The sequence below is a fragment of the Rhizobium sp. BK529 genome, assembly GCF_014194105.1.
GTDB lineage: Bacteria > Pseudomonadota > Alphaproteobacteria > Rhizobiales > Rhizobiaceae > Rhizobium.
Genome location: NZ_JACIAU010000008.1, coordinates 16980 through 43790, shown reverse-complemented (window position 1 = coordinate 43790; position 26811 = coordinate 16980). Strand labels below are relative to the sequence as shown.

The following is a 26811-nucleotide window of genomic DNA, read 5'->3' as shown; positions in this document are numbered from 1 at the left end:
GCAACAGTCGCCGCCCGGCGAGTGGATATTGAACCGAACCCTCTCGTTCGTGTCCAAAAGATGTCGGTTTGCCTTGCGCCGCAGTCGGCACTCACGACGATGTGGCAACCGGTCAGGCGTTTCCAACAAGCACTTCCGCTCCTCCTCGCGCGCTAGATCTAAATCGCAGGCGCCTCTTCAGAAACCTAGATCTTCCGTGATCGCGTGAATGGAAGGCGTTCGCTTCTTGGCCGCCATCAACAGGTCGAGTTCGACCGAGGACGGTCCGAAGCGCTCGTAGATGTTCTTGGCGCTTTCACGATCAAGCTTATATTTTCGTTCGAACTCTTCCAGGGAATAGGGACGGCCCCGCATTGTGCGTTTGCGCTCCGTTGTCGTCGTTTCAGTCATTGCAAGCTCCATTGTGCACTGGCGGCGTAATGGTGCAGGCTCTTGATTGTTCCGCGATTGCGTAACGGAGATATGCTTCGACGAAAGCGCCTGAAACTGGCGTGTCGAAGAGCTAAAGGGACCGACGGGGAGATTACGAGATTCCGATTTTCGACCGTCAGCGACGGCGCCTCGCAAGGTCGGAGTTCCGTCAGGCGCGCGCAGATAGCTGCGGCTCCGTCCTGAAATCAAGGACCTTCGCGTCCGACCGCAGGTAACCCCCTGCTCGCTTAACGGCACTCCGCTCTCAAGGTGCCATTGCGCATTTGTGCGCGCCACTCACGCGTGTCAGGTCGCGGGCATGAGCGCTCGGTGCGGTGGATCGCTGTAACGCTTCCGGTTTCGACGGGGTCGAGCGGGATCGAGATGCCCCCTTGGTCGTAGTCCTGACGGTAGCGATCGGTCCCAGGCGGCATACCCCCGAAACGACCGCTGGAGTCCATGTCCCCAAAAGACTGGCAAAAGCCGGGGGCGGTGCCGAAGCCGGCCAGAACAATCAACGTTAATGCGACGAGCCTGCGCATGACGGTTTTCCTTTTTGGTTGGCAGGAGGAAAATCGTCGTGGGCTCTTCTTGTTCCAGATGCATCCTCTATCCACAATGGTTCTCGAAAAGCTACGGCTCTCTCGACCGTCCTCGGCGATCACAGCGACACAGGCACGTCCAACATCCCGATATTCGCGCGGATCGACCTTCGGGCAGCGCCTGCGCCGGTTGGTTCCGCAGCCTCCCTCTCCCTAATGTCATGGCTTTGTCACACTGGCGGCGTTTTTCGTCAGGCTTAGCCGCTCGTCTTGAAGCGAATCGCGAAAGGCGCGAAGTGAGAAATCCGGGTGAAACGATGAGGGCGTGCGATTTGTTCAGGGTCATTGAGGGTGGGCTTCATTGTCCGGCCGCGCAAGATTGTGCGAGCGACGCGGTCTTAAAACTTCGCGGAGAGGGGCAGCGGCGTTTGCGGCAGGCAGGCATCGAACGCTATGAATCACGCCAAAGGGTAACGGGTCACGCCATCCCGCCATCGCTGAAGTTCTTCAAGCTGCAGATTGAATTTGCAGTCCAGGCTTTGTCGCAGCTGTCGCCCTTGCCGGCCGATTATATGTCCGACCGCTACTGGCCGCTGCATGAAAACCGGGCGGACCTTGGGTGAGGCAGCCCGTTCGATCGGTCAGGCGGGCGTCGCCGACCTGCCGCAGAGTCCTGCTGATCTCCTAAAGCTCGCAAGACGATTGGTATCAACGGCGATTTTTCACGCCTCGTGGCTCCAGCCTTCGGCAGCAATTTCATTCATTTCCTCGATCGTCAGGGACTTTTTCACCTTGCCAGCGTCCCGTCCGATAATTGGTCCCCCCTGCGGCGCAGGCCGGGGCGAGGGCTTCGATGGGCCCATCGCGCTTGCATCGATTCATTGGAACTGTGAAGTCTTTAAAGTGTTATGGCCTCGTTCGATCAACCGGGGACTTCCAATGAAGATCGCTTCCGCAATCGCAGTAACCTTCCTCTTGACGCTCACCCTTTCATCATGCGGCAATACGATCCGCGGCATGGGCCAGGATACGGCAAACACCGTCAATGCCACCCAAAATGCAGGCCATCGCGTTGCCAACGCAGCGAAGTAAAACCCCAATCAGCAAGCCCGCCGGCTGGTGATGCCGACGGGCGCCCTGCGGTGGCTTTGGTGAAACATCATAATTCACCCCACGGATTGCTCCTCGTCCGTTGCATCGAATGTGGCATGACCCTTTTAGCTCACGCCCCAATGCATATCGACAGTTGGGAAACGTCGTACTCAGGATCGTCATGATTATCGGAAGACAGCTCACGGCGGCGCGTGCACTTGCAGATCTCACCCAGGCGGAGTTGGCCGCGGCGGCCAATATTTCGGTTCCAATGCTGCAGCGGATGGAAGCGAGCGATGTCCCTGCCGAAGACATGAAGAATGACGTTGCGGCAGTCGTAGGCGCCCTTGAAGCGGCCGGCGTCCGTTTGATTGACGGCAGCTATTCTGGCGCCGGCGGCCCTGGCGTGCGGCTCGCTTCGCCGGTCGGAGCCTCGGTTGACGTCGACGAGGCGCAGACCGTGCAATACGAGGAACACCTGACGAATGACGCGCCGCCCGGCGCAGGCGGCTAGACGCGGATCAGTACGGACACCGCCACGCTCGTGTGCTCCTCCGCCTTCGAAGTCGCCATAGTCCAAAGGATGGCTCTTCTACCTCCACAGCCAGTCTTTTGCCGACCCGACCGAAGACGGCCCCTCGCGAGCGCCCATGACTTGAAGATACCGTCGTCGCGTTCCAATCGCAGATGACCGACCGCGGTGGCGCCATCAGGTTCCCTCGTATTGCGGAAATTCCGTTTGCTTCGTCGGGCGGAAAGCTTGTCGAGTAGCCGCAGAAAGTGGACTTCGATGGCTGGGTCGAAGCTGAGCTCAAAACGTGACGTCCTCTGCCGAGGCGTCGGCGGTAGTCACGGACACCGACCGCTGACTTTCGATCGATCATCATGCCAGCCTCGGTTTTCTCGACAAGATGACGATTGAAAGGCGTTGTCCGGGCTCCCGGGCCGACCCTTCATGCAACGCCCCCGATCCGCCAAGATCGAGGGCGTCGTGCAGGAGACGCGACATCTCTCGTGACACGTCGAGAGGAGACATGGCCGCCGCGCCCTTTCAACAAACTTCGGTCTGATCTAGATGTTCCCGCGGCCCTGCAAGAAGGTTGCTCGACCTCGTCGGGCATTTGCCAAGGGTTCCATAGGGGCGTTTTCATTTGCAGAATTTCGGTCTCCTTACCTCGCTTCGAAAGGTTGCCGGATCGGCGCCTCAGGCAAGGCAGGGCGAAGCAACCGGACGCGGGAGGGCTGTGCCGCCAGCTCAGGTCGAATTGATCAGTTCTCTAAGCCTTTCCGGATCGGTGACACCGATTTGAAACCATTTCACCAGGTCACGCGCCGCCTCATTCGCCTGCGGGCTCGCAAGCTGCAGGTTACGCGTCTGGCAATATTCGCTGATCAAGCCCTGAAGCATCTCGACGTCAGCCGGGGTGAGCGGCTGTCCGCCGTTCTTGTCGAATGCCTGAAACACCCACGCCCCCATCAGTATTCGCGCATCTACCAAGCCTACGCGATCGGCGCGATCATGCAAGCGGTAGCTGGGCTTCCATCGCCATGCACATTCTGCTGCCAAAAGACGTCGCAAACGATTTGCAGCGACGAGGCCGATCTCAGCCAATGTCCCTGCGAAATCGGACCTGTCGGTCAATTAGGCTCGTCGCCTTCCCATTTGAGATCGAAACTGCGCGGCGATCTCTCGTCGTTCGTCCATCGCCACAAGCAAAGTGCTCTTTTAATGGATCGGACGACGCCAAACCTCCCTCGCATGAACCTCTGCTTCCTGATTGAATGATACCGACGCGTACGTCCCGTCGGCCACAAGAACATGCCGCTTGCGACGTTTGAAGCCATTGCGGAACGTGTTCCTCATGGTCGTGAAACAGCTACGCACCATCAACTGAGATCGGTATTTTGTTCAAGGCTGCTCCCGCACGCCGGGCGTCGCCTCGCGTTGATCGGCGTCTTCAAGATCGCTTTTTACCATGTAGCTGTCGGCATGCTCGCGCGCGGCCTCCCGAAGCGCGTCGAGCTTGGGCACATCATTCCCCTCCAGTTCATCCTGCTCGTGCAGGATTTCGTGCTCGGCCTGCAGCCAATGTTCGTCCGCCCGGCCATCCGGGCGTCCGTGCGCAAGCCAGATCTCGCGTGCACGGTTGCGAATCCGGTCTGTCAGTTCCCCTCGTCTACCAGAACGCGAACTCGTAGCGCTGTCCGAGTTGGAGATAGACCCCTCCCGAGTATGTTGGACCATTGACGTTCTCCTTGATTGGGTCGAGGCGAACGCCCGATCCCGGGCATTGTTCCCAATCCACGAAATGATCGAGATAGCACGGAAGATGGGATCGTCTCATTCCGCTTCCTGCCAATGAGGATAGGTAACATAGGCCGTCACGCAGCCTTCATCATGCGCTCTGATTGTTACCTTATCACCGCTTTGCATGCTGACGATGTCGCCAGGCCCTGCCGTGAATGCGGCACGCTCCGTCCATATCGACAGTCGCCCCTGAATGACGATCATCGTATCGTGAACGGCAATCGTCTGCTCAAGGACGGCGTTGGGCCCGTAACGCCCGTAGCCGATCGTGACGGGACCATTATCTCGCTGGTCAAGCAGATTGCCCGCGAAGATGTCACCATCCTGCCCTGGCGATCGTTCGAATATTGCATCGGCTATCGTGAATGTGCGAACGACCACTGGCTACCTCCGGGATAAGGGACAACGCGTCCTGCTGGCGGAACGCTGCTTGCCGGCGTCTGTTCCAGCTTAGCCCTCTTGGTCCCGCGAGGGCCGATCATGGTGAGGGCCGTTTCAATCGGATCATCGTGGCCACCATACCACGACGGTCGACGCGCCATATATGAACGGCATAAGGACCCCAAACACCGTCCACGCAGCGATATTGCGGATCCCTCCGGAACCTGCACGTATCGTTCGCTGATTGCGGCTCATCGTCTCCTCCCCGTAGCTGGTGTTATCAGCCGCGCATGAAACGCCTGGAGCGGCCTTTATTTTCAAATTGCCACGCAAGATGGGGCGCTGGCATGACCGACGTTTCTACGGTCCGTTGGAGCCAGCGCAGTTCCCAAACATCGCGGATCGTGCGTCCCGGGACGGGGCATCGGGGGCGAGCAGGCGACGAGCGTTCTTTGCCTTGTACCCTAGGACTTGCGCGGAACGGGGAGGGCCGACGGGCGTTCCCCACCCACAACACGACGAGGCGCGAGGCAACCGGCCCTTCTTGAACGTGACGGAGGAAAGTCTGATGGAATTGCGATCGACAAGCCGGACGGCGTGGTGGCACAAGGCTACCGTATATCAGGTCTATCCCCGCAGCTTCGCAGACAGCAATGGCGACGGCGTCGGCGACCTGCCAGGCATCACCTCAAAGCTCGAATATCTCAAGGCCCTTGGCATAGAGCTCATCTGGCTTTCGCCGATCTACGCGTCGCCGATGGACGACAATGGCTACGACATTTCCGATTACCAGGCTGTCGCACCGGAATTCGGGACACTGGCGGATTTCGACGAACTTGTCGCTCAAGCGCGTCTTAGAAACATCGGCGTCATCCTCGACCTCGTGGTCAATCACACGTCCGACGAGCATCCTTGGTTCGTCCTATCGCGCGCGTCCAAGCAAAGCCCGTTTCGCGACTATTACATCTGGCGCAAGCCCGCCGACGACGGCGGGCCACCAAATAAACTGACGTCCTCCTTCGGCGGGTCCGCCTGGACGCTCGACGAGACCACGGGCGAATATTATCTCCACCTGTTCTCGCGCCGGCAGCCCGACCTCAATTGGGAAAATCCGAACGTCCGCGGCGCGATCTACCAGATGATGAACTGGTGGCTGGAACGCGGGATCGCCGGCTTTCGCATGGACGTCATCGACTATATCGGCAAACAGGTGGACCAGGCAATTGTGACGGACGGGCCGCATCTGCATGCCTATCTTCATGAGATGAACCGGGCGACCTTCGGCAGCCGAGACGTCCTGACCGTCGGCGAGACGTGGAGCGCAACACCGGGCTCGGCGCTGCTCTATTCCGGACGGGATCGAGAAGAACTGTCGATGATCTTCCAGTTCGAGCACGTGACCCAGCAATGGGATGAGATTTACGGGAAATGGCGCTCGCGACCGTTCGACCTGATCAAGCTCAAATCGGTCCTCAGCAAGTGGCAATATGCGCTTGCCGACGATGGATGGAATGCCCTGTTCTGGGGCAATCACGATCTTCCCCGCGCCGTCTCGAAATATGGCGACGTCAAGGGCTATCCGGTCGAGTCGGCAAAGATGCTCGCCACCGTCCTGCACCTTCTGAAGGGCACGCCTTTCATCTACCAGGGCGAGGAGATCGGCATGACGAATGCGCCATTCACCAAGATTGAACAATATCGCGACATCGAAACGCTCAATATGCATCGACTTCACCTCGAAGCCGGACTATCGCCAGAAGACTTCATCAAGGGTGCAAACGAAAATGGCCGAGACAATGCCAGAACGCCAATGCAGTGGACAAGCGGTGCCAATGCAGGCTTCACCACGGGCATTCCATGGATCGAGGTCAACGAGAATTACGCCACGATCAATGCCGAAGTGGCAATGTCCGACGAGCACTCGATCTGGAACCACTACCGCAAGCTGATCTCGCTGCGCAAGGCATATCCCGTCATCGTCTACGGTCGCTTCCAATCATATCTCGATCAGCATCCGGATGTTCTGGCCTATACCCGCACGTTGGACACCCAGCGGTTGACGGTGCTGTCAAATTTCTCGGCCCGGACCATTACGTTCGACCTTCCCCATGAACTGCTCGCCACGGGCCGATGCCTCATCAGCAACTACGATCCGGTTGACGCGCTGAAAACGACGATGAGCCTGCGTCCCTATGAAGCCTTCGCGGTGTTGGCGGAGGTCGCAGGTCGCGACGGAACAAAATCTTGAGACCGGTGTTTTCATCACCGCGTCGGGGCCATGAGGACAGCCATGTCAGGGTCAGTAATTGAGACAGGCGATTTTCGAACGGGTTTCGAACGGCGTTATTGCGTCGGAAGCGAATGTCTCCCCGACGGTGTCTCCTTCCGAGTCTGGGCACCTGCACACGCACAGGTCCACCTTGTCCTCGACAGCGGAGACGAATATCCGATGCGGACCGACGAGGCGGGCTATTTTCGCCTCGATCTGGGTGACGTGCGCCCTGGCCAGCTTTACCGATTTCGCCTCGGCGAGGACAGGGACCTTCTGGCAGATCCCGCATCACGATTTCAACCGGATGGCCCGGCCGGCTGGTCCATGGTGATCGACCCTGACGGCTACACCTGGCGAGACGACGGCTGGGAAGGCGTCAAACCCGACGGCCAAGTCCTCTACGAGATGCATGTCGGCACCTTCACGCCGGAAGGCACCTACTCGGCCGCTGCAGGCAGACTGCCGCTCTTGAAGGAGCTTGGCATCACGTGTCTGGAGCTGATGCCAGTAAACGAATTTTGTGGTGACTTCGGGTGGGGCTACGACGGCGTCCTACCCTACGCGCCGACCAGACTTTACGGTGCTGCCGATGAACTCAGAGCCTTCGTTGATGAGGCACATCGGCTGGGGATCGGCGTCATTCTCGACGTGGTTTATAATCACTTCGGTGCAGGCGAGCAGTTCGCACGATTCACGCCTCACTATTTCACCGACCGCTATGAAAACGAGTGGGGCAAATCCCTCAACTTCGACGGCGAAATGTGCGCCGGCGTTCGCAGCTTCATTGCAGACAATGGCGCATACTGGATCGAGGAGTATCACTTCGACGGGTTAAGGATCGATGCCACCCAAGCACTCTTCGATAGCAGTGACGACCATATCGTGGCGGTCATCGCGCGCAAGGCGCGGGCGGCAGCCAAGGGAAGATCGATCTACCTCGTCGCCGAAAACGAGCCTCAGGACAGCCGGCTGATCAGAGCTCCGGGCAAAGGCGGCTTCGGGCTCGATACGGTGTGGAACGACGACTTCCATCATTCCGCCACTGTCGCTTTGACGGGCCGCAACGATGCCTATTATCACGACCATAGCGGAACGGCGCAGGAGTTCGTGTCGGCGGCAAAATATGGCTATCTGTTCCAGGGGCAACGCTACGATTGGCAGGATGCAACCCGGGGGCGGCCGGGTCTCGATCTGCAGGCCTTCCGTTTTATCCATTTTCTGCAGAACCACGACCAGATCGCAAATTCGGGGACGGGCCAGCGCCTTGGACGGATCGCATCACCGGCACGCATGCGGGCAATGACCGCGCTCCTGCTTCTCGGTCCGCAGACCCCGATGCTATTTCAGGGACAGGAATTTGGCTCATCGAGCCCGTTCTTCTATTTTGCGGATCAAGGGGGTGAACTGGAGACATGCGTGCGCAACGGGCGACTCGATTTCCTGCGCCAGTTCCCAAACCTTAAGGACGAGATCTTCGCCGACACCATGCCTAACCCGGCAGAGCCTTCCACTTTCGAAGCTTCCAAACTGGATTGGAGCGAACGTGATCGCAACAGCGACCTTGTTGCACTTCATCGCGATTTGCTTTTGTTGCGGCGACAGACGCGCGTATTTGCACAAGCGTCGGCAAGTTGCCCGCGTGTATCGGTGGACGGAAGCGTTCTTGGTCGTTCGGCGCTTCTTCTGCGGTATTTCGCCGACGATGCGAAGGACGAACGGCTGTTGTTTGTCAACTTGGGCAAACATCTTCCGATCCTCAGCCTCGCCGATCCCCTCCTTGCACCGCCTGCGGGCTGTCAATGGACTGCCGAATGGTCAAGCGAGGATTTTGCCTATGGCGGAAGCGGCAGGCGGTCTGTCGATATGCAACGGCGTTGGGTGCTGGATGCCGACAGCGCGATTGTCTTCGCACCGAGAAAGGCCGATCAGAAGCCGAAACCTGTCGGCCCGACCTTGCTGCATTGGCAGCAAGCCATATCTCACCTGTGAAGGATGCCGTCCAACCTGCCAGGGAAACAAGGCGCGCTCCTTGCTTTTTTGGGCAAAAGGCACTTTGCCGGCAATTGGGGCCGCATCACCGGTCAAAAGAGCGAGATCTTCTGCGATGAAGCAGACCGTTTCGCGTTTCCTGCGCCTCGCCAACAAGAGGCGGAAGAGGGAAAACATTCCTTGGGGTGAGCGGCAGGACTGAAAGCGCGGATCGCAGGGACCCTGGTTGTTTGAGCCGGCCCCGACCGACATCTGGTTTAGTCGCGGGTCGCCTTCGAAGACGCCTCAACGTCTTTCGCCGGCGCCATGGTCACGAGATCCCGATACTGATTGAGGTCCAGATTGCCCCAGATCGACGGCTTTTGAGCAATCGCCTTGGATTTCCTGGTCTGCTTGATCTCGACAATGAACGGCTTGGTCTGGCGCATACATCCTCCGCACGACGAACCTGGTCGACAACGATCTCCGTTGTATCGGCCATAGCAACGGTCTCTACGCACGAAAGTTCCATTAAGGAACTCCGAGTAGGCCACGCATTGAAGAACCAACCCAGGATCGGCCCTCGGGTAGAGCAAGACCCTGCCGCTGCCCTCGGCTCTTGTGCCATCCGCCTGGCCCCTCAGCGGTGTCGATGGATTTGGACGACTGGTGATGTTGCTGGCCCTCTGACCGTGATCACATGAGAAACTTCCCGGACGGGCATTCTTAAAATCAGAGGATGCCATCAGGCGGTGCCCGGGTACGAAACAGGACATTACGGGAACTATTGATCGGAATGCAGATTTAGAGGCCGCATCACGGCAAGGCGGACGATATGACACAATCAGAGCTGAAAATTCTATCGGGTGACTACAGCCGTCTCGGGGCGACTTACGACGGCGAGGGTGTAAATCTTGCCGTCTTCAGCGCACATGCGGAGCGCGTTGAACTCTGCATCTTTTCAGGCGACGGAAAGACTGAGGTCGCGCGCCTTGTTCTGCCGGAATTTACAAATGAAATCTGGCACGGCTACGTGCCCGGCTTAAAACCGGGAACCCTCTATGGACTACGCGTGCACGGGCCTTACGAGCCGGACAAAGGTCATCGCTTCAACCCCAACAAGCTGCTCTTAGATCCCTATGCCAAAGAACTTGTCGGTGACGTTCGCTGGGGACAGGCACAGTTCGGCTATCAACTGGAAAGCGAGGACAAGGATCTATCCTTCGACGAAAGCGACAGCGCGGCATCCATGCCCAAATGCAAGGTCGTGGATCCATTCGAGTATGACTGGGGACATAACTCGGGCCCAGCTATCGCCTGGGCCAGCACGATCTTTTACGAGACACATGTCAAGGGGTTTACGCAACTGCACCCTGCCGTGCCGGAAGAGCTTCGAGGCACCTTCGAGGGCCTTGGCCAGAAAGAAATCGTCGACTATGTGAAGAGCCTTGGCGTGACATCGATCGAGCTGCTGCCGATCCACTGGTTTCCAGATGACGCGCATCTCCTCGAAAAGGGTCTCAGGAACTATTGGGGCTACAACAGCCTCGGATTTTTTGCGCCGGCCGCCCGTTATCTAGGACCAAAGGGCATTGCCGGTTTCCGCGACATGGTCAGAGCCTTCCACGATGCCGGTATCGAGGTCATCCTTGATGTCGTCTACAATCATACGGCCGAAGGCAACGAGCTCGGTCCGACCTTATGCTTCAAGGGCATCGACAATTTTTCCTATTATCGCACCCTGCCTGACCAGCCACGCTATTACATCAACGACACCGGGACCGGCAACACAGTCAACACTTCGCACCCCCGGGTCCTGCAGATGATCACGGATTCACTGCGCTACTGGGCGCAGGAGATGCATGTCGATGGCTTCCGCTTCGACCTCGGCACGATCCTCGGGCGAGAGCCGCAAGGCTTCGACCAGCGTGGTGGTTTCTTTGATGCCGTCGGTCAGGACCCCGCCCTGTCGAAGGTCAAGTTGATCGGCGAGCCTTGGGATATCGGGCCCGGTGGCTATCAGGTGGGTGGCTTTCCGCCAGGATGGGCCGAGTGGAACGACAAATATCGCGATACCGTCCGCGACTATTGGAAGGATGAGGACGGGACGGCGCAGGATTTTGCCGCCCGCGTTCTTGGCTCCGGCGATGTTTACGACCTGCGCGGCCGACGACCCTGGGCTGGTGTCAACTTCATCACCGCCCATGACGGTTTCACGCTGAACGATCTTGTTTCCTATAACGACAAACATAATGACGCTAACCAGGAAGGCAATCAGGACGGCCACAACGACAACCGCAGCCTCAATTACGGCGTGGAAGGACCGACGGAGGACGACGGCATCAACGCCGTGCGCGAGCGCCAGAAGCGTAACCTGCTTGCAACGCTGCTTCTTTCGCACGGCACGCCGATGCTGCTTGCAGGTGACGAATTCGGCCGCAGCCAAATGGGAAACAACAACGGTTATTGCCAGGATACTGAACTCAGCTGGCTTCACTGGGACGGCCTGCCGGCAAGTGCGGAAGCCCTGCGCGATTTTACCCGGCGCTTGATTGCGATGCGCCAGGAACAAGCAATCTTCCGGCGCGACAACTGGCGCGATGGCATGCTCGTCTCCTGGCTCAATCCCGGCGGCGGAGAGCAGACCGCGGAACAGTGGGCCGACGCCGGCAGCACGACAATCGGCCTCAGATTGCAACGGCAACAGACGAGCGGCGACGACGGCATGTGGCAGGACGTATTGATTCTGTTCAATCCGCATGACGGCGATGTGGCGTTCTCGCTTCCGCAATCGGCTCATGGATGGAGCGTCGTTCTTGAGACCGCCGATCCAACGGCTCAGGCGCGCGCCCTCGACGGTTTTGAATTTGTGCTGACGGCCCGCACTCTCGCGGTTCTCAGGCCCGCAAACGAAGGTGCTACTCATGACTGAATGTGATTTTGGCCCAAGAATTTCAGCGAACGCGGTGGAATTTCGCCTGTGGGCGCCCCTCGAGACCGAAATCGCTGTCGCGATCGAGGCAGGACAACCGAAAAAGATGATGCGATCCGAGGATGGCTGGCACCGCTGCGAAATTGTCGGCGTGCGGCCAGGAAGCACCTATTTCTACATCCTCCCCGGTGGTCTTTCCATTCCCGATCCGGCCTCCCGTTACCAGCCGCACGATGTGCATGGTCCAAGCGAAGTTGTCGATCCCAACGGTTATCAGTGGAAAGCAGCGGGCTGGAAAGGCCGTTGCTTCGAAGATCTCGTTTTCTACGAAATGCATGTTGGCGCATTCACGCGGGAGGGAACGTTCGTCGCTGCCATCGATCGTCTCGACCATTTGAAGGCACTCGGCGTCACGGCTTTGCAAATCATGCCGGTCGCCGATTTCCCCGGCCGCCGCAACTGGGGCTACGACGGCGTCCTGCCCTATGCGCCCGACAGCAGCTACGGGCGTCCCGAAGAGTTGAAGCGACTGGTTGACGAAGCTCATGCTCGCGGCATCTGTGTGTTCCTGGACGTCGTCTATAACCATTTTGGTCCGGACGGGAACTACCTTGCCCGTTTGGCGCCGCTCTTCACCGACCATCATAAGACGCCGTGGGGCAATGCCGTCAACTATGACGGGGACGGCTCTCGGCTGATCCGGGAGTTCGTCATTCAAAACGCCATCTACTGGATCAGCGAGTTCAGATTTGACGGCCTTCGCCTGGACGCAGTGCATGCCATCAAGGATGGGTCGAAGGAGCATCTGCTCCATGAACTGGCGCGGCGGGTGAGGTCGGCAGCCGGCGAGCGGAAGATCCACCTGATCGTCGAGAATGAAGACAATAATGCATCTCTTCTCGAACGCGATGACGAAGGCCATCCCAAGTTCTTCTCGGCGCAATGGAACGACGACGTCCATCATGCCCTGCATGTCGCGGCGACCGGCGAAACTTTCGGTTATTATGCCGATTATGGAGATGGATCGGCCAAGCTTGGACGAGCATTGGCGGAAGGATTTGTGTTTCAGGGCGAGCACATGCCCTATCGTGGCGAACAACGCGGAACGCCCAGCAAACATCTGCCGCCCTCCTCATTCATCTCCTTCATCCAAAATCACGACCAGATCGGCAACCGGGCTCTCGGCGACCGTATCGGCGCAAGGGCAGCAGCCGCCCTTCAGGCTATTGCTTGCGTCTACCTGCTGTGTCCGCAAGTGCCGATGATCTTCATGGGGGAAGAATGGGGCGCTGAGGAGCCCTTCCCCTATTTCTGTGATTTCGATGAAGATCTCAACGAGAAGGTCAGGACGGGGCGCCGCCAGGAACTGTCGCGCCTGCCCGGCTTCGATGCCGACGATCTACCGGACCCGACGGCAGAAACCACGTTCATCTCTGCCAAGCTCGACTGGGCGAAGGTGGATACGGAACAAGGCAGACAGTGGTTCAGCTTTTACCGGGACCTGATTTCCCTACGCCACCAGCGCATCGTGCCCCTTGTGACGGGCATGACCGGCGGCGGGCGCTATCGCTCATCCGCAGGGGGAGGCCTGATCGTCGAGTGGGACGTTTCGACCGGTCGCAAGTTGCGACTTCTGGCCAACCTCACCGACCAAACCGTCGAGACCGGAGAGCAGGCGGACGCTGACGAGAGCATCTTCCTGTTCGGCTCGTTCAATTCCGGTCGGCTGGGCGCATGGTCGGTACTCTGGTCCATCGCATGATCGCTTGACCAGCGCCTGCAAGATCGGACTCAGATTGATTGAACGCAAGCCGATGCGGCGGCCAATGACCGCTCCCGCTTGATCTGCGCCTGGGCTTCAAGGCACTCGCTCGCGGTGCTGATGAGCGGCTGCCTCGCCGCCGCTTGGCCGAACAGCGCGTTGCACCTGGTCGGTTTCCACTCCCCTCGCCCCCGCTTCGATCCTACTGGCGGGCTTTGCGGTCCGATTTCCCACCTTTTGCATTGGATTGCCCAAGGACCAAGGCCGACGCACGGCCGGGCGCATCGGCGAGGGCGTTTGCAACGAATGCTCTAAGGTGAGGAACATTTTGTGTTTTTCGATGTTTGTGTCCGGCAAAACAAGGAGACAACCATGCAAAAGATCGCTGTACTTTCCCTTGGGCTTCTGCTTTCGGCGACAGCCGCTTTCGCCCAGAGCGAGACACCGTCGACGTCACAGACCACACCGGCAGTCAACACCGAACACAATCCCGGTGCCCCTGTTGCCGGCAAGAACAGTTTCACCGAAGACCAGGCGAAGTCGCGGATCGAGGCTGCCGGTTATACCGATGTTTCCGGTCTCAAGCTCGATGATCAGGGCGTGTGGCGGGCAAGCGCCAAGAAGGACGGTAAGGACGCCGGCGTTTCCCTGGACTTCCAGGGCAATGTGACGATGGCAAAGTAATAGATTCTGCAACGATCGAGGAGACGAAGATGCGAACGATTACTGGACTGTATGACAGCTATGACGATGCCCGTGCGGCCGTCCGAGCACTGGAAAATGCGGGAATTCCCTCCGATGACATCAGCATCGTCACTAACAAGATGAACGGCCCCGAGGTGGAGGGCCAAGGAAGCTACGCCGCCGAAGGCGCCGGCACTGGCGCGGGCCTCGGTGCGGTGGCGGGCGGCGCAGGCGGTCTCCTGACAGGCCTCGGTCTGATGGCAATTCCCGGGGTCGGCCCGGTGGTCGCAGCGGGTTGGCTGGCCGCCACAGCGGCCGGCGCAGCTGCAGGCGCGATTGCAGGCGGCGCTGTTGGCGGCATCGTCGGTGCGATGATGAAGGAGGGTGTTCCGGAAGACGAGGCGAACTTCTACGCTGAAGGGATCCGCCGTGGCGGCTCAGTCGTGACCGCAAGGGTTGACGAGAGCCGGGTTGCCGAAGCACAGGCCATTCTTCACCGGTCACGACCGGTCGACTACAACGCCCGCCGGGCGAGCTACCAGGAGCAGGGCTGGAGCCGCTTCGACGAGGCTGCGCCGCCGTACACGTCCGAGCAGATCGAAGCTGAGCGCCAGCGGTATCGCTCCGGCCGCGTCTAAGGCACGCGTGATGAGAAAACTGGCGGCTTCTCGGGAAGCCGCCAGTTGTGATGGCTCTGCGTATTGGCAGATCCATACCGACTTTTGCGATGAGGCGCCCTTCCCTCGCGCTCTACCGCCGCACAGGTCTTAGAGGGCGACCGGAATGCGCTTCATGAAACGCGTCTGCACTGCGTCGCGACCGGTTCGTTGCGCTATGGCATAATCCAGCGCTTCCACGATCGCCTCCGGCGTGTAGGGCTTTGTGACAACGCCGATGCCGGCCTTGCTGTCCATTACGCTCTCTGGGTTGCCGGTGGTAAAGACGACGGTCGTCCCGTACGTCGACGATAGGATGCTACCGATCTCGGGGCCGGTCGGGCCATCGGCGAGGCGCACGTCGACAAGGGCAATCTGCGCTTGATTACCAAGACGGACCGCCTCGTCGCGCGTTCGGGCGGGCCCGATGACTTCGTGACCGAGGCGGACCAGAATATCCTCGAGATCCATTGCAATGAGTGCCTCGTCTTCGACGATTAGAATCCGCATCCTTCCTCTCTCGACGTTCAGCTCAAAGTGACGGGCGTCTCGGCCTCCGCCATCGATGCTACCATGATCGTAACGCTGATGATGCCTCTTGTATCCGCCGGCGCGTGATTATGGTCACCTTGGTGGTTCAAGGAACCACGACAGCTCTGGCGAGGCTTCGACGGACGGCATCGTCGGTGAATGGTTTTGCGATGACATCGAGCGATCCTTCAAGGCCAGAGCCAATGGCGCCGGGCGCGCCGGTGATGAAGATGACCTTGATCTGGAAACGATCGATCAGCCGACGCGCCAGCACAGCCCCGCTCGCTCCGTCCGCAAGACCAACATCGACGAGCGCCGCATCGGTGCGATGAGCGTGCGCAAGGGCCTGTTCCAGCGTTGCAGCCAGCCCGACCACCTGATGCCCCTCCTCCCGAACAATTCGTTCAAGCTCCAGGGCAATGATCGGCTCGTCTTCGACGATGAGAATGCGCATCGGTTCCTCCCGTGGTTGAAATCCTGTCGCCACCTGCGGCCCCGCGTCGTCCTCTTCGTGCAGGTACAAAGACTTCGCGTGCCTGCCCCGGAGCGCATGCCAACGGTGCGAAATTTCGTGGCTCGGGTGCGTGTGATAAAACGATCGAAAAATTGACATGCGCCAGCCGTTCCCATCGCCCCTGACAATGCAGTAAATTCCGACCGATAGGCGATGACGGCCCCTCTTGAACGGCGCGGCTCAGCGGGGCTTTTTTTCATTTCGGCAGATGTCACTGGCGTTTCTTGTGGCTCTGGGGTCGGCTTTGACGTGTTGTTCATGGGGCGCGCCGCCCCGCCACTGTCCAAGGTGAATTTCGTTGAGACGAAGCGATCGCGCGAGGAGGCAAGAGGACGTCTGAGTTCCTCTTGCCTATTGTTGATTAGTTGTTGTGTGCCGAGCAGGCTTCATCCATCGGCGTTGCATTGCTGCTGCCGCCTTGGGTCTGAAGGTTGCCGCTGCCCGTGCTGCTGGCGGCTTCGTTGCCGTTGCAGTTTGCGTTGACTGAACCGCTTGACGTCGTGCTGCCGGTCGTGGCGGGATCCGCGGCCATCGGCTTCTTGGTGTCAGCGGACGCTCCGCCGCCAGCATCGTTTGTGTTGCGGTCAATCGTTGCACCGGTCGGCGCAGGGTTCGACTGAGACAGGGCCGGGCTGGCAAGGCCGATCGCGAAAAGGGACGCGACGATTATTTTCATGCGCATGTGGTTCTCCAGGGGTTGCGTTGATCACGAGCCCTTAACCTACATGCCACCTCATTGTTCCGGCCCGAAGACGCCAAATGACCGTTGTCAAGGACACTCCGGGGCCAAGCGCGGCTGCCCCTCGCTCGGGCCAAACTGCCCACGCTGCAGCTGCCTTTCTGAACCAGAAGCGCTGGGCGGGGTAGAGGAACGATCGGCTGTTCTCTGGAACGGCTTGTCGCGTTGCCTGAGACGTGGGTGACCCGCTGACTGCAGACAGAAAGCGATCTTCACGCGTCATGGTCGTGGTTCCGGCTCTCCTCGCAAGAGGATCGTCATCGTCTCAGGTGCGACGAGATCGGATGCATCCTTGTGCGCTACATCACGCCCATGGGAGCGATCCAGATCGGGAACTTGCATCCGCACTGGGTGTTTTGGCAGCGAATGGGAGCGTTGAATGAAATGGAAGCACCGATCATCGTCGACCAATATATCGAAATCTACAGGCAGGGTGGACTGACCGCTTTGAACGCGACGCTCGGCGGCATGGAAACGGCCCATAGGGCTGACGTTCTGGCTGCCCTCGAAGGCCTTGGCTTTCACGTCGAGTGGCACCAGGTCGCACCTGCAACAGGTGGCAGAACCGGCATCGTCTGGTCCGGGCCGGGCGAGCGCTTGGCCTGATCGGGCGCGCGGACCTCCTATACAAGCCCATTGGTGTCGACAATCGATGCGGCGATGTAACGCTCTCCCGCCTCGTTGAAATAATAGACACAAACCAGCTTTCCGTCTGAGCGCAGCATCGATCGGACGTAGCCTAGATCGGGAAGGTGTCCATCGCTGCGGATGATTTGCTCCGCAGACCATGTTTCTCCGCCATCCGCACTGGTCTTCAGACGCACGCCGAAGGGCCTGGCCCTGACACCGTAGACCAGGAACAGACGCCCGTCGGCAGATATCGTCAGACTGGGCGGATTGCCGCCCCTGCCGGTGCTGTCAACGACTGTGCCGGTCCGATGCCATGTGTGGCCGCCGTCCGGTGAGCGATAGGCTTCGAGCCAGCCAGGATCGTCTACGCTGCGACCGCATCGCAAGACCGTCAGAATACTCCCGTCGGCAAGCATGGCGCTGGCGGGCATGATGGCATAGCCGTCGGGATTGCCGACCGGGGTTCCGATCACTCGGAAGCTTCTTGCTCCATCGCAGGTTTGCGCGCAGCAAGTCTCACCCTCTGTTCCATCAGCCTTGGCACGCGTGAGCATGAACAGAGCCCTCTCGGCTGACAAGGCGACGATGTCAGTGCGCGCGGCAATGCCCTCGTTCATCAGGCCGCTGAATGCATAGGGGCCTTCCCACCGTTTTCCGCGATTGCGGCTGACGTAAAACCAGCTGATCGCATCACCGCCGAGGCCCGTGCGGGCCGCCATGACAATCGTCTCGGGATCCAGAAAATTCACCGGGCTCGGTGGGGGTGGCAAGGCGAGGCCTTGAAAATGCGTCCTTGCCTTCAGACGCGGGGAAAGGTGTTCGTCTGCAGAAAGGCTTTCCCCACCCGGGATGAGGGCGTCGAAGGCTTCGATCGTCCAAGTGCAACCGCCGTCCAGACTGCGAGCCTGGAGCGGTGGAAAGGGACGGTTCTTGTCGCGCGCGTGCAGCTTTCCCTGACTGCCCTTGGATCCCGCCGCAAAAACTGCGAGCACCTCGCTGTCCCATATCCACGCTCCGTAATTGGCGGGCCAGGCTGCGAAACGCCCCTTCTGTCGATAGACCACGTGGTGCTCGGCCATCGCCATACTCGATACAATCAAAGCTTCAACTGCGAATGCAGTTTGACAGCGAGAATGAAGGCCGAAAGGCAAAGGCAGGCCGCGTTCGCAAGAATGATCGGCAGCTCATCCCGTAGCAGGCCAAACACGGTCCACAACCCGAAACCAGTCACGGTCAGAATATACATTCTCGTCGAAATCGCGCCGGTGTCACGGGTGCGCGCGATCTTGATCGCTTGCGGCACGAAGCTCGCTACCGAGCACACCGACGCTGCGTAGCCGATACCTGTTGCAATCTCCATGTCACGACCTCCAGCCGAGCAGTCCCGCGTTGTTGTCGAATTCGGACATCATCGAGCACGCATCACACCCAACAGATCTTCGAAGAATGCAATTCGTTGATCCTCTGTTGCAGTCGTCCTCGCAAAGACAAGACGATCCCCCTGGAGTACGGCATCCTTGCCCTGCGCCAACTTTTTGACAATGCCCGGCCCGGTCCCGGCGGCAAATCTGATCGCCAAGCCGCTCGGACCTGCCTCAAGCTTATAGATGCCGCGCTCGCGAGCGATGATCTTGAGCCTTGCGATCCGCAGCAGGGTCAGCACGTCCTGCGGCAACTCGCCGAACCGATCCTCAAATTCCTCCGCAAGTTCTTCGATCTGCGCGGCAGATGTCGCTTTTGCCAGCCGGATGTAGAGGTTGAGGCGCAGAGTCGGATCGCAGACGTAACTGGCAGGTATCGATCCAGTCTCACCGAGCACAGTGGAGACGGATCGTGGTCGGCGAGACGAACTTCTCGATCCCCCATCAAGCGCGTCTTCAAGCAATTTTTGATAGAGGCCAACGCCAATGGCCCTCATGTGGCCGGCCTGATCCTCGCCGGTGATGTCGCCGCCGCCGCGGATGTCGAGGTCCTGCAGGCTGATCGAAATCCCGGCGCCAAGCCTGTCGTTATCAATGAGTGCCGACAGGCGAAGGCGTGCCTCCTCCGGCAGCTCGCGCTCCGGTTCGGTCAGTAAGTAGGCAAACGCCTGCATCTGGCCTCGACCAACGCGACCACGCAGCTGATGCAACTGAGACAGACCGAAGCGATGGGCTTGCCAAATGAGGATCGTATTGGCTCGTGGAACATCAAGGCCATTCTCAATGATGTTCGTCGAAAGAAGAATGTCGCCGTCACCATCTGCAAAATCAACAACGACTCCATCAAGGGCTGCTGTCCGCATCTTGCCATGCGCGGTTCGGACCGACATTTCGGGAACGATCTCGCGCAGAACCTTCGCCAGATGGTCAATATCCTCGATGCGGGGAACGATGACGAAACTTTGACCACCCCGCCGATATTCGCGCAGAAGCGCCGCGCGAACGGCCGCCGGATCAAAGGGAACAAGAAACGTCCTGACGGGCCTGCGACGCGCCGGAGAGGTGTTCAGCAGGCTGACATCCTGCAGACCGGCCATGGCTGCCTGTAACGTTCGCGGAATGGGCGTTGCCGACATGGTAAGCCGGTGCAGAGCCGGCGAAAGGTTTTTGATTTTTTGTTTGGCGCGCGTTCCAAGACGCTGCTCTTCGTCGATCACCACCAAAGCGAGATCTGCAAAGGAGAGATCTCGCGCCAAGATCGCCTGGGTCGCAACCACAATGTCGATTTTCCCATCTGCAAGCCCCTCCTTGATTTTTGCGCGCTCGTTTGCTGTCACCAGTCTTGACAACATAGCTATGCGGATATCCGTCTGCTCGAAACGACGCTCAAACGTTCGGAAATGTTGGCGCGCCAGCACGGTCGTCGGAGCAATGATGGCAACCTGCGAACCGCAAAGCGCAACCGCTGCTGCAGCCCTCAGGGCGATTTCGGTCTTTCCGAAACCGACATCGCCACAGACGAGCCTGCTCATCTGCCTGCCCGAGGCAAGATCGGTCATCACGGCCTCGATTGCTTCGGACTGGTCGCGGGTCAATAAATAAGGAAACCGAGCCACGAACCGCTGATAGGCGGACGGCGGAGCCACGAACAGGCGTGCTTTCGTCTCCTGTCTCTGCTTGGCAAGACGGCGAAGGTGACGCGCGGCGAGGGCAATGTCGCGCAAGATCGCCTTTCGGCGCTTCGCCCATGCCTCCGTGTGCAGACGGTCGAGGGGCGCGGCGTCCGGTTCTCCCCCATATCGCCAAATCTTGTCGAAATCCTCCATCGGAACGAGGACCGACGCCCCGTCACGATATTCGAGCCGGACTGCGTCCTGGACCATTCCGTCAATTTCAAGGCTTTCAAGATCGCGCAAGATCCCGATCCCATGATCCTCGTGAACGACCGCATCGCCGATTTGCAGATCAGGCGCCGCAAGCGCCTGCTGTGTACCCCCATCCGAGCGAGGACCGACGATATCGCCAAGCCCGAGGACGACGAGATTATGCGCCGCGCAGAAGAAACCCTCATGCAAGTCACTCGAAAACGTCAGCAGCGCTCCTGGTGCGGCGTCCTTGACGGAGGACCACCGAAAGACGGGCTCGGCGCCGACATTGCTCATCCGTTCAACGCGCTTGCAGACGTTATCGAACACCTCACCCCGCCCCGCCAGCACCAGCTTTCTGCGCTCGCCAAGTGCGGATTTGATAAAATCGGCAAAGGCTCGACGTGGCTGCGGGCTTTCGTAAAACATGGGCACGGGCTCGCCGCCGGCAAAATCCACAGCCAACGAAGCCTGTCCATGCCTTGCCGCTTGCCATTCCTTGCGGTCGAGATAGAGGGAGTGCCCTTCAACCTGCAGACCGCCCCGTAAGGCGCGATGGGCTTGCCTGGCGTCATCTATGATGGCGTGATAACTTTCGGCCCTCGCATCAGATCCAGCCGCAAATATCATCGGTACGTCGCCGATCGCCTCGAACACGGTCTGAAGGCTGCCGTAGAGACTGAACAGGCGCCGTTCCATGTCCTGCGAGGGCGGCTGCTCGCTGTCAGGGCCATCAGAAAGCTCGCCAGAAAGAATCGCTTCGGAGGCTGGTCCAAACGAGACCGTATCCACGGTCTCCCGCGTCCTTTGCGTTAGCGCATCATAGATGCGCAATTCCGCGATCGCGCCCTTGGCGGAGAGCAAGACGCGGATCGGCGCTTCGCCGCCGGCAGGAAAGATGTCGATCACGTCACCGCGAATACTGTATTCGCCATGATCATCGACAACACTGTCTTCGATGTAGCCCGTTGTCTGCAGGTAATGCTCGAACGCGCTGCGCTCCAATGGCTCGCCCACCCGCAACCGGCATCGATTGGCCGCTATGACCGCGGCGGGCGGTACACGCTGGAGCATTGCATCGAGTGAGGTCACCAACAATCTCGATCCTTCGCTATGGGCCCACTGCCACAGCGCCTCCATTCTGCGCCCCATCGACTGGCGTGAGGGCGGCACACGGTCGAAGGGCAGGCAGTCCCAGGGTGGGAGAAGGATCGCGGCAAGCCGTGGATCGAGACAACGGACCGCATCAACGATTGCGCGCGCCCCGCCTTCGCTCAATGCAACATAGACAAGGCCGTGTCCGAATTGCCCCATCGCGACCAGAAGGCGATCGGCGACGAAGGCGGCAGGCAGACGTGAAGGCTTTTGCAGATCCGCGTCGGGCCCGCCCGGGACGCCTCCGGTCAAATCGGTCGTTCGCAAGATATCACCTTTTGTGGCGATGCGCCGGGGTAAGCCGCGAAGGTTTCCTGTTGAAGACGTGGACACGCCAACGCGCTGACCAAAGAAGTACGTTTAAAGAAGATGGCCACGCTGTCCGCTCTCTTGATCAGGCGTCGCGTCATGCGGGCGCCGCCTCTGCTTCTGGTCCGGCATGCCCCTCGCCTGCCACCTCGTCGAGTGCGGGTGCTCGTGTCGAGGTTCCACTCCATCTCCAGCCGGCATGCTCACGGTCTCGAGCTTTGCGTTTGCGCCTGCTGCCGGGCCGCTTTCAGCCGGGCGTTCTTCTCGTTGCGTCGACTGCGCTCCTCGTCAAGCGCGTTTCGCGCAGCCCGAGTTGTCTCTTCGAACGCCTCCCTCCGTCGCTCAAGTGATGTGGACGGGTGGCGTGGCGTATCGTCAATCATTGAAAGGCGCTCCTGGGCTAGTGAGCACCAAACGCTTCATGAGCAAGAACGATGCACGGCTGTACGCTAGCGGACCAAAGCCACGCGGATCGTCCGCATCGTTACGGACGATCGACGACGCGCGAGCAGCGGTGTCCTCGCTCGCTCCTAGATCATGAGACCTCCCGGCAGCGCCTGGTTGGCCCCGCACCTTCGCCAGCAGCCTGGGACAGGGCCGACAGGTCCTGCCTTGCCGCTGGCCGCAGGCCTCACAGCGAGTCGGGCGAATGGGGAAGCTGGCGCTTGTGTTCGCTTGCACGATAGGTTGAAAGAATTGTCTCGAAGGCGGCCTCTGAGACGGGCTTGCCTTCGAGAAAATCATCAATCTCACTGTAGGTCACGCCATAGACGTCTTCGTCTGGTCGCAGCGGAGCATCGGTCTCGAGGTCAGCGGTCGGAATCTTGAATACCAGATCGTCCGGTGCACCGAGATGGGTAGCGATTGCCCGCACGCGCCGTTTCGTCAGGCCGGCCAGCGGCACAACGTCCGCGGCCCCGTCACCAAATTTTGTAAAAAAACCCATGACGGCTTCGGCCGCGTGGTCCGTGCCGATGACAAGTCCGCGCGTCGTGCCGGCGAGCGCATATTGTGCGATCATACGCTGGCGGGCCTTGATATTTCCGAGGTGGAAGTCAAGCCGGCTTTGCACCATGAGGTCGGCCCCATCGCGCGTGATGGCATCGAGCATGGCATCGGCAGCTGGCTTGATGTCGACGGTTACGACCCGGTCCGGTGCGATCACCTGAAGTGACCTTTGGGCATCATCTTCGTCCGCTTGCCTGCCGTAGGGAAGGCGCACGGCAATGAAATGCGCTTGGTAACCATGCGCGCGAAGATCGGCTGCAGCTTGCTGGGCAAGCAGGCCCGCTGTGAGGGAATCGACGCCTCCGCTGATCCCGAGCACCAACGCCCGAGAGGATGTCGCGCGGGTATAATCGGCGAGAAATTGCCTGCGACGGCGTGCCTCTGTGGCCGGGTCAAACTCGTTCGACACGCCGAGCCGCTCGGCAATCTGTCTTTGCTGATCGTCGATGGTCATGCTCACCACACACAGTTGAATGAAAGAGCAGGCCTAGCTTCGCTCGACGAATTTGGCAAACCGGCTCATCTCGCCGTCTTTCGTCTCCTCCTGGTAAAGAAACTCCAGCTTGTTTTCGTCGAAAATCTGAAAGAACTCGTCCCAGTCGATCTCCTCGAAGGATTCTTCCTTCTCGCCGAAGTCGATACGAAGCAGCCCGCCCTTGCCTTTGGTGCGGATAACCGAGGGGCGTCCTTTTCGCGCCTCGACCCAGGCACGGATCGTCTTGTGATCGGTCGTCCGGTCAGAACTGCTCATTCTCGCCTCCTGTGGCTGCTGCCGAAACGCCCAATTAAATCTGTAGGAGCGGATCGTTTTTCTTCCAGTCTCGATAAGGGGCGAGGACCTGTCCCGGAAAACGGCGTTCGATTTCCTCCTCAACCAGCGCGATGCGCGAGAGAACCTGGTCGCGGCCGGCAACGTCCGCTTCCTCGCTGGCAATCTCAAGCTGGCGCATCATCGCGAAAACCTCCTCGATGCTCATAGCCGAAAGCTGCGATGCAATCTCTTCGACAGGCTTTGCCGACAGATCGGTGGCGGGCATACGCGTCTCCTTTTCGATTGGCACGGAACGTCGTTTCGACCGCATTGTTCCTCGCATCCGGACCAACAGGCTCGATCCCGGTTGCATCGCAGTTGAAAGGAAGAGCTTTCGCTCATCTTCGCTGCTGCCACGTCGGTCAGCCACGATTGGCAGCCCAAAGCAGGGCATGGATTCCGCCATTGTCGTGGCGCCTGAGACTACGGCGAGGAGGGCCGGCAATCCGATCACAGGAACAAACTCGTCTTGAACTGGAACGAGCGCGCGACCATGCGCCCGGCTCGCCAGGCGCATCGAACTTACAACTTCGTGGAACCTCGAGGCCAGCGCGCAAGTTTGGCTTGAGTGTATAAAAAGGAGATGAGCATGCTGGTGAAGGATGTAATGACAAGACAGGTAGTTACCGTTGCGCCCGATGCGAGCATCCGAGACGTCGCCCGGCTCATGTCCGAGATCGATACCGGCATCATTCCTGTCATTGAAGGAGACGTCGTTGGCATCGTGACCGATAGGGATATCGTCGTGCGTGCCGTTGCGGAAAGCATCGATGTCGGCTGCCCGATTTCGACGATCATGACGAGTGGGATTGAAAGCTGCCTGGAAAGTACGGAACTTCGCGAAGCGGCCGACAGGATGTCAGAGCTTCAGATGCGCCGGCTTCTGGTGTTCAGTGATGAAGGGATGATCACGGGAATCCTGTCGCTTGGCGATATCGCCAAACTGAATGAAGAGCTTGCCGGTGTTACGCTGGAAGAAATTTCGGACGACGAGGCGCGATAGCGCTTGTGGTCTCGAACTCGATGGCAAGCCTGTTTGCAATACGCTCGAGCACGCCGACCACCTAGACAACACCGATCAATTCCGCAAGGACGCGTGGCAGTCGCGATGCTAAAGCCTGCCGGCTTCCGCTACGCTGGCAACCAGAGAAGGGCCCCGCCGGCAAGAGTCAAAGTGACGACCAGCCGACCTAAGGCGCTGCGGCTTGCGAAATGTTCTATCTGTGATCAGGGCTGACGGTCAGCGGCCCAAGACCGCGGAGGATAGCCGAACTCGGCGACCGGGGACCGGCCGTGCTGCACAGCATCGCTATCCCAACATTCGAGAGTCTCCTGGGCAGGAGCGAACGTTGCGGTAGAGGGCCCTCTTGTTGTGCCAGACAGGTGCTCGATGGATATGACGACGATGCTGCTGTCGGCGCGTCCGTGGCAAGCGGAACTGCAAGGGTACGGCGACGTTGGTCATCCGATAAGGAGTCCATGCCATGAGAATATTCGGGAAGAGAGGCAAGATCGTGCACCCGTTTGAAGGAGCACCGGCGCTTGCAGGCGCGCTCACTCCAGGAGTCCTTCCGGTTTGGAGCGTAAAGAAAAAAATCCTGCGCAAGAATAGCGCCGCCGAGGCGGCCCCGCGGGCCTCCAGTTGCGCAGTTAGCTTTACGCACAATAGTCAGATCATCTCCGAACCCAGGCAATAAACTACCTCGTCAAGCGCTCCTCCTGTAGCGACGCCCTGGACAGTTGCTGGCTTCCATGAAGGAAGGGACGAAATGACTTCAAGTCTCAGCGCCAAACCCAGAGCATAATGAAGCTGCGATCCGTCCACTCTCCACAACAAGGTGGAATGCGCGGGCGCGAACTCGTTTCGGTCCGCCTTCGGACGGGAACATTGTCGTATCGCCCGCGTTGAGACAGGCTTTCGTGCGACGAGCACCATCAACACATTCAACAGGAGGAGCCCTCATGGCAACTGCGAAGACCCTCGATGACCTGTTTATCGATACTCTCAAGGACATCTATTTCGCCGAAAAGCAGATCCTGAAGGCTCTGCCGAAAATGGCGCGTGCAGCCCAATCCGAGGAGGGCAAAGCTGGCTTCATTCAGCACCGCGACGAGACCCAGGGCCAGATTGAGCGCCTAGAGCAGGTGTTCGAGCTGCTGGGCAAGCCGGCACGCGGCAAGACCTGCGAGGCAATCCAAGGAATCATCGCCGAAGGCGAGGAAATCATGGAGGAGTTCAAGGGCTCGCCAGCACTCGATGCTGGCCTTATTTCCTCAGCGCAGGCCGTCGAACACTATGAGATTGCGCGCTACGGCACGTTGATCGCCTGGGCAAACCAGCTCGGCCTACAGGACGCCGTTCCATTGCTGAAGGCCAACCTGGCCGAAGAAGAAGCGACCGACAAGAAGCTGACACAACTTGCGCAGGCGCAGGCAAATGCCAAGGGTCAGAAGGTCGCCTGAGGCTACGATGCTACCAGGGCCGCCGATAGGGCGGCCTTTTTTTGTTCAGAGGAGACTAAAAATGGCTAGATGATCATCGAAAGGTAACGCGGAGGACGGACACGATGTGCTGGCACACCGCCCAAGAGGCGCCGATCGCCCGACGATCATAACATCTTGCGGGTGTGCGCCTGCGGAACGGCCTTGAGCGAGAACTGCCAGCGCGTCGAGAGCTCAGTGTTCTTAAGGTCGTGACCGTCGAATACAGAAGGTCGAAAGCTATCATCACGGACGCGCCGCCGCCGAACGATTGTTGCAGCATGCTAAAAATCCGAGCGCCCGCGCTCGTCGACGATCACGGCCTTGCCATCGAGGATC

General features: G+C 59.4%; 27 protein-coding genes and 2 pseudogenes. 12 read left to right on the top strand and 17 right to left on the bottom strand.

From position 1 onward, the window contains the following. Positions 1 to 177: 177 nt before the first annotated feature. Entirely contained in the window at positions 178 to 390 is a 213-nt protein-coding gene (locus FHX08_RS30740; RefSeq protein WP_132658147.1) for a hypothetical protein, read from the bottom strand. Between the two features lie 269 nt (positions 391 to 659). After that, positions 660 to 953, bottom strand: a complete 294-nt coding sequence (locus FHX08_RS30735) for a hypothetical protein (protein WP_132658145.1) — start codon at positions 951 to 953, stop codon at positions 660 to 662. A 332-nt stretch (positions 954 to 1285) separates the two neighbouring features. On the opposite strand from FHX08_RS30735, the gene FHX08_RS30730 reads away from it, so the two are divergent. After that, on the top strand, positions 1286 to 1576 hold the full coding sequence (locus FHX08_RS30730; protein ID WP_132658143.1) for a hypothetical protein: 291 nt from the start codon (positions 1286 to 1288) through the stop codon (positions 1574 to 1576). A gap of 99 nt (positions 1577 to 1675) precedes the next feature. Here FHX08_RS30730 and FHX08_RS31800 read toward each other — a convergent pair. After that, a pseudogene (locus FHX08_RS31800) lies at positions 1676 to 1765 on the bottom strand (AbrB/MazE/SpoVT family DNA-binding domain-containing protein); the annotation flags it as partial. Between the two features lie 127 nt (positions 1766 to 1892). Here FHX08_RS31800 and FHX08_RS30725 point away from each other — a divergent pair. After that, complete coding sequence (locus tag FHX08_RS30725) at positions 1893 to 2045, top strand: entericidin A/B family lipoprotein (protein WP_132658142.1); 153 nt, start codon at positions 1893 to 1895, stop codon at positions 2043 to 2045. A gap of 181 nt (positions 2046 to 2226) precedes the next feature. Next, the gene (locus FHX08_RS30720; protein ID WP_184328159.1) at positions 2227 to 2559 is read left to right on the top strand and encodes a helix-turn-helix domain-containing protein; all 333 of its coding nucleotides are present in this window, start codon (positions 2227 to 2229) and stop codon (positions 2557 to 2559) included. 42 nt (positions 2560 to 2601) lie between these two features. Here the strand turns inward: FHX08_RS30720 and FHX08_RS32145 are convergent. The 4 genes and pseudogenes from FHX08_RS32145 to FHX08_RS30705 all read right to left on the bottom strand — a co-directional run. Further along, positions 2602 to 2822, bottom strand: a pseudogene (locus FHX08_RS32145) (DNA polymerase ligase N-terminal domain-containing protein); the annotation flags it as partial. Between the two features lie 478 nt (positions 2823 to 3300). Continuing rightward, positions 3301 to 3687: a hypothetical protein gene (locus tag FHX08_RS30715; protein ID WP_184328158.1), complete on the bottom strand. Its 387-nt coding sequence runs from the start codon at positions 3685 to 3687 to the stop codon at positions 3301 to 3303. 267 nt (positions 3688 to 3954) lie between these two features. Beyond that, positions 3955 to 4290, bottom strand: a complete 336-nt coding sequence (locus FHX08_RS30710) for a DUF2934 domain-containing protein (protein WP_184328157.1) — start codon at positions 4288 to 4290, stop codon at positions 3955 to 3957. A 96-nt stretch (positions 4291 to 4386) separates the two neighbouring features. Further along, a complete protein-coding gene (locus tag FHX08_RS30705) occupies positions 4387 to 4734 on the bottom strand; it encodes an ethanolamine utilization protein (protein ID WP_184328156.1) in 348 nt (115 codons plus the stop codon). A gap of 568 nt (positions 4735 to 5302) precedes the next feature. Between FHX08_RS30705 and FHX08_RS30700 the strand changes: the two genes are divergently transcribed. Beyond that, positions 5303 to 6982, top strand: coding sequence for a glycoside hydrolase family 13 protein (locus tag FHX08_RS30700; RefSeq protein WP_184328155.1), 1680 nt, complete (start codon positions 5303 to 5305; stop codon positions 6980 to 6982). A gap of 30 nt (positions 6983 to 7012) precedes the next feature. Then, the gene (gene treZ, locus FHX08_RS30695; protein ID WP_312862224.1) at positions 7013 to 8995 is read left to right on the top strand and encodes a malto-oligosyltrehalose trehalohydrolase; all 1983 of its coding nucleotides are present in this window, start codon (positions 7013 to 7015) and stop codon (positions 8993 to 8995) included. A 257-nt stretch (positions 8996 to 9252) separates the two neighbouring features. Here treZ (FHX08_RS30695) and FHX08_RS30690 read toward each other — a convergent pair whose 3' ends face one another. Beyond that, positions 9253 to 9423: a hypothetical protein gene (locus FHX08_RS30690; protein WP_184328192.1), complete on the bottom strand. Its 171-nt coding sequence runs from the start codon at positions 9421 to 9423 to the stop codon at positions 9253 to 9255. A gap of 386 nt (positions 9424 to 9809) precedes the next feature. On the opposite strand from FHX08_RS30690, the gene glgX reads away from it, so the two are divergent. The 4 genes from glgX to FHX08_RS30670 all read left to right on the top strand — a co-directional run bounded on the left by glgX (position 9810) and on the right by FHX08_RS30670 (position 14990). Beyond that, complete coding sequence (gene glgX / locus FHX08_RS30685) at positions 9810 to 11906, top strand: glycogen debranching protein GlgX (protein WP_184328153.1); 2097 nt, start codon at positions 9810 to 9812, stop codon at positions 11904 to 11906. Then, positions 11899 to 13668, top strand: coding sequence for a malto-oligosyltrehalose trehalohydrolase (gene treZ, locus FHX08_RS30680; RefSeq protein WP_184328152.1), 1770 nt, complete (start codon positions 11899 to 11901; stop codon positions 13666 to 13668). The genes glgX and treZ (FHX08_RS30680) overlap by 8 nt, the downstream gene beginning before the upstream one ends. A 372-nt stretch (positions 13669 to 14040) precedes the next feature. Further along, positions 14041 to 14352: a PepSY domain-containing protein gene (locus tag FHX08_RS30675; RefSeq protein ID WP_132658128.1), complete on the top strand. Its 312-nt coding sequence runs from the start codon at positions 14041 to 14043 to the stop codon at positions 14350 to 14352. A 29-nt stretch (positions 14353 to 14381) separates the two neighbouring features. Next, positions 14382 to 14990, top strand: a complete 609-nt coding sequence (locus tag FHX08_RS30670; protein ID WP_132658126.1) for a general stress protein — start codon at positions 14382 to 14384, stop codon at positions 14988 to 14990. A 129-nt stretch (positions 14991 to 15119) separates the two neighbouring features. Here FHX08_RS30670 and FHX08_RS30665 read toward each other — a convergent pair whose 3' ends face one another. The 3 genes from FHX08_RS30665 to FHX08_RS30655 form a co-directional block, all read right to left on the bottom strand. Further along, on the bottom strand, positions 15120 to 15518 hold the full coding sequence (locus FHX08_RS30665; protein ID WP_184328151.1) for a response regulator: 399 nt from the start codon (positions 15516 to 15518) through the stop codon (positions 15120 to 15122). 127 nt (positions 15519 to 15645) lie between these two features. Next, the gene (locus tag FHX08_RS30660) at positions 15646 to 15993 is read right to left on the bottom strand and encodes a response regulator (RefSeq protein ID WP_132658123.1); all 348 of its coding nucleotides are present in this window, start codon (positions 15991 to 15993) and stop codon (positions 15646 to 15648) included. 421 nt (positions 15994 to 16414) lie between these two features. Then, positions 16415 to 16735, bottom strand: a complete 321-nt coding sequence (locus tag FHX08_RS30655; RefSeq protein ID WP_184328150.1) for a hypothetical protein — start codon at positions 16733 to 16735, stop codon at positions 16415 to 16417. Between the two features lie 441 nt (positions 16736 to 17176). Here FHX08_RS30655 and FHX08_RS30650 point away from each other — a divergent pair, with 441 nt between their 5' ends. Next, positions 17177 to 17398 (top strand): hypothetical protein, encoded by a 222-nt coding sequence (locus tag FHX08_RS30650; protein WP_184328149.1) that lies wholly within the window; start codon positions 17177 to 17179, stop codon positions 17396 to 17398. 17 nt (positions 17399 to 17415) lie between these two features. On the opposite strand, the gene FHX08_RS30645 is transcribed toward FHX08_RS30650, so the two are convergent. From FHX08_RS30645 to FHX08_RS30620, 6 genes are all read right to left on the bottom strand, one after another. Beyond that, complete coding sequence (locus FHX08_RS30645) at positions 17416 to 18501, bottom strand: sialidase family protein (RefSeq protein ID WP_246698427.1); 1086 nt, start codon at positions 18499 to 18501, stop codon at positions 17416 to 17418. Between the two features lie 17 nt (positions 18502 to 18518). Beyond that, on the bottom strand, positions 18519 to 18782 hold the full coding sequence (locus FHX08_RS30640; protein ID WP_132658116.1) for a SemiSWEET family sugar transporter: 264 nt from the start codon (positions 18780 to 18782) through the stop codon (positions 18519 to 18521). A 48-nt stretch (positions 18783 to 18830) separates the two neighbouring features. Further along, a complete protein-coding gene (locus FHX08_RS30635; protein ID WP_246698426.1) occupies positions 18831 to 22130 on the bottom strand; it encodes a DEAD/DEAH box helicase in 3300 nt (1099 codons plus the stop codon). Between the two features lie 673 nt (positions 22131 to 22803). Next, positions 22804 to 23634, bottom strand: coding sequence for an ammonia-dependent NAD(+) synthetase (gene nadE, locus FHX08_RS30630; protein WP_184328148.1), 831 nt, complete (start codon positions 23632 to 23634; stop codon positions 22804 to 22806). 33 nt (positions 23635 to 23667) lie between these two features. Further along, positions 23668 to 23931, bottom strand: a complete 264-nt coding sequence (locus tag FHX08_RS30625) for a hypothetical protein (protein ID WP_132658112.1) — start codon at positions 23929 to 23931, stop codon at positions 23668 to 23670. Positions 23932 to 23965: 34 nt separating this feature from the next. Further along, positions 23966 to 24217 carry a hypothetical protein gene (locus tag FHX08_RS30620; protein WP_184328147.1) on the bottom strand — a complete coding sequence of 84 codons (252 nt, stop codon included), beginning with the start codon at positions 24215 to 24217 and terminating at the stop codon, positions 23966 to 23968. A 363-nt stretch (positions 24218 to 24580) separates the two neighbouring features. Between FHX08_RS30620 and FHX08_RS30615 the strand changes: the two genes are divergently transcribed. Next, entirely contained in the window at positions 24581 to 24994 is a 414-nt protein-coding gene (locus FHX08_RS30615; RefSeq protein ID WP_132658108.1) for a CBS domain-containing protein, read from the top strand. Between the two features lie 959 nt (positions 24995 to 25953). Next, the gene (locus FHX08_RS30610; RefSeq protein WP_132658106.1) at positions 25954 to 26454 is read left to right on the top strand and encodes a ferritin-like domain-containing protein; all 501 of its coding nucleotides are present in this window, start codon (positions 25954 to 25956) and stop codon (positions 26452 to 26454) included. Positions 26455 to 26811 lie beyond the last annotated feature (357 nt).

Bases quoted from the DNA above. Each gene is read 5' to 3' on its own strand.
- FHX08_RS30675 (WP_132658128.1), top strand. From the start codon at position 14,041: ATGCAAAAGATCGCTGTACTTTCCCTTGGGCTTCTGCTTTCGGCGACA.
- FHX08_RS30615 (WP_132658108.1), top strand. From the start codon at position 24,581: ATGCTGGTGAAGGATGTAATGACAAGACAGGTAGTTACCGTTGCGCCC.
- FHX08_RS30625 (WP_132658112.1), bottom strand. From the start codon at position 23,931: ATGAGCAGTTCTGACCGGACGACCGATCACAAGACGATCCGTGCCTGG.
- FHX08_RS30725 (WP_132658142.1), top strand. From the start codon at position 1,893: ATGAAGATCGCTTCCGCAATCGCAGTAACCTTCCTCTTGACGCTCACC.
- FHX08_RS30690 (WP_184328192.1), bottom strand. From the start codon at position 9,423: ATGCGCCAGACCAAGCCGTTCATTGTCGAGATCAAGCAGACCAGGAAA.
- FHX08_RS30655 (WP_184328150.1), bottom strand. From the start codon at position 16,735: ATGCGCATGAAAATAATCGTCGCGTCCCTTTTCGCGATCGGCCTTGCC.
- FHX08_RS30665 (WP_184328151.1), bottom strand. From the start codon at position 15,518: ATGCGGATTCTAATCGTCGAAGACGAGGCACTCATTGCAATGGATCTC.
- FHX08_RS30620 (WP_184328147.1), bottom strand. From the start codon at position 24,217: ATGCCCGCCACCGATCTGTCGGCAAAGCCTGTCGAAGAGATTGCATCG.
- treZ (WP_312862224.1), top strand. From the start codon at position 7,013: ATGAGGACAGCCATGTCAGGGTCAGTAATTGAGACAGGCGATTTTCGA.
- FHX08_RS30670 (WP_132658126.1), top strand. From the start codon at position 14,382: ATGCGAACGATTACTGGACTGTATGACAGCTATGACGATGCCCGTGCG.
- glgX (WP_184328153.1), top strand. From the start codon at position 9,810: ATGACACAATCAGAGCTGAAAATTCTATCGGGTGACTACAGCCGTCTC.
- FHX08_RS30700 (WP_184328155.1), top strand. From the start codon at position 5,303: ATGGAATTGCGATCGACAAGCCGGACGGCGTGGTGGCACAAGGCTACC.
- FHX08_RS30610 (WP_132658106.1), top strand. From the start codon at position 25,954: ATGGCAACTGCGAAGACCCTCGATGACCTGTTTATCGATACTCTCAAG.
- FHX08_RS30720 (WP_184328159.1), top strand. From the start codon at position 2,227: ATGATTATCGGAAGACAGCTCACGGCGGCGCGTGCACTTGCAGATCTC.
- FHX08_RS30645 (WP_246698427.1), bottom strand. From the start codon at position 18,501: ATGGCCGAGCACCACGTGGTCTATCGACAGAAGGGGCGTTTCGCAGCC.
- FHX08_RS30660 (WP_132658123.1), bottom strand. From the start codon at position 15,993: ATGCGCATTCTCATCGTCGAAGACGAGCCGATCATTGCCCTGGAGCTT.
- FHX08_RS30640 (WP_132658116.1), bottom strand. From the start codon at position 18,782: ATGGAGATTGCAACAGGTATCGGCTACGCAGCGTCGGTGTGCTCGGTA.
- FHX08_RS30735 (WP_132658145.1), bottom strand. From the start codon at position 953: ATGCGCAGGCTCGTCGCATTAACGTTGATTGTTCTGGCCGGCTTCGGC.
- FHX08_RS30650 (WP_184328149.1), top strand. From the start codon at position 17,177: ATGGAAGCACCGATCATCGTCGACCAATATATCGAAATCTACAGGCAG.
- treZ (WP_184328152.1), top strand. From the start codon at position 11,899: ATGACTGAATGTGATTTTGGCCCAAGAATTTCAGCGAACGCGGTGGAA.
- FHX08_RS30740 (WP_132658147.1), bottom strand. From the start codon at position 390: ATGACTGAAACGACGACAACGGAGCGCAAACGCACAATGCGGGGCCGT.
- nadE (WP_184328148.1), bottom strand. From the start codon at position 23,634: ATGACCATCGACGATCAGCAAAGACAGATTGCCGAGCGGCTCGGCGTG.
- FHX08_RS30710 (WP_184328157.1), bottom strand. From the start codon at position 4,290: ATGGTCCAACATACTCGGGAGGGGTCTATCTCCAACTCGGACAGCGCT.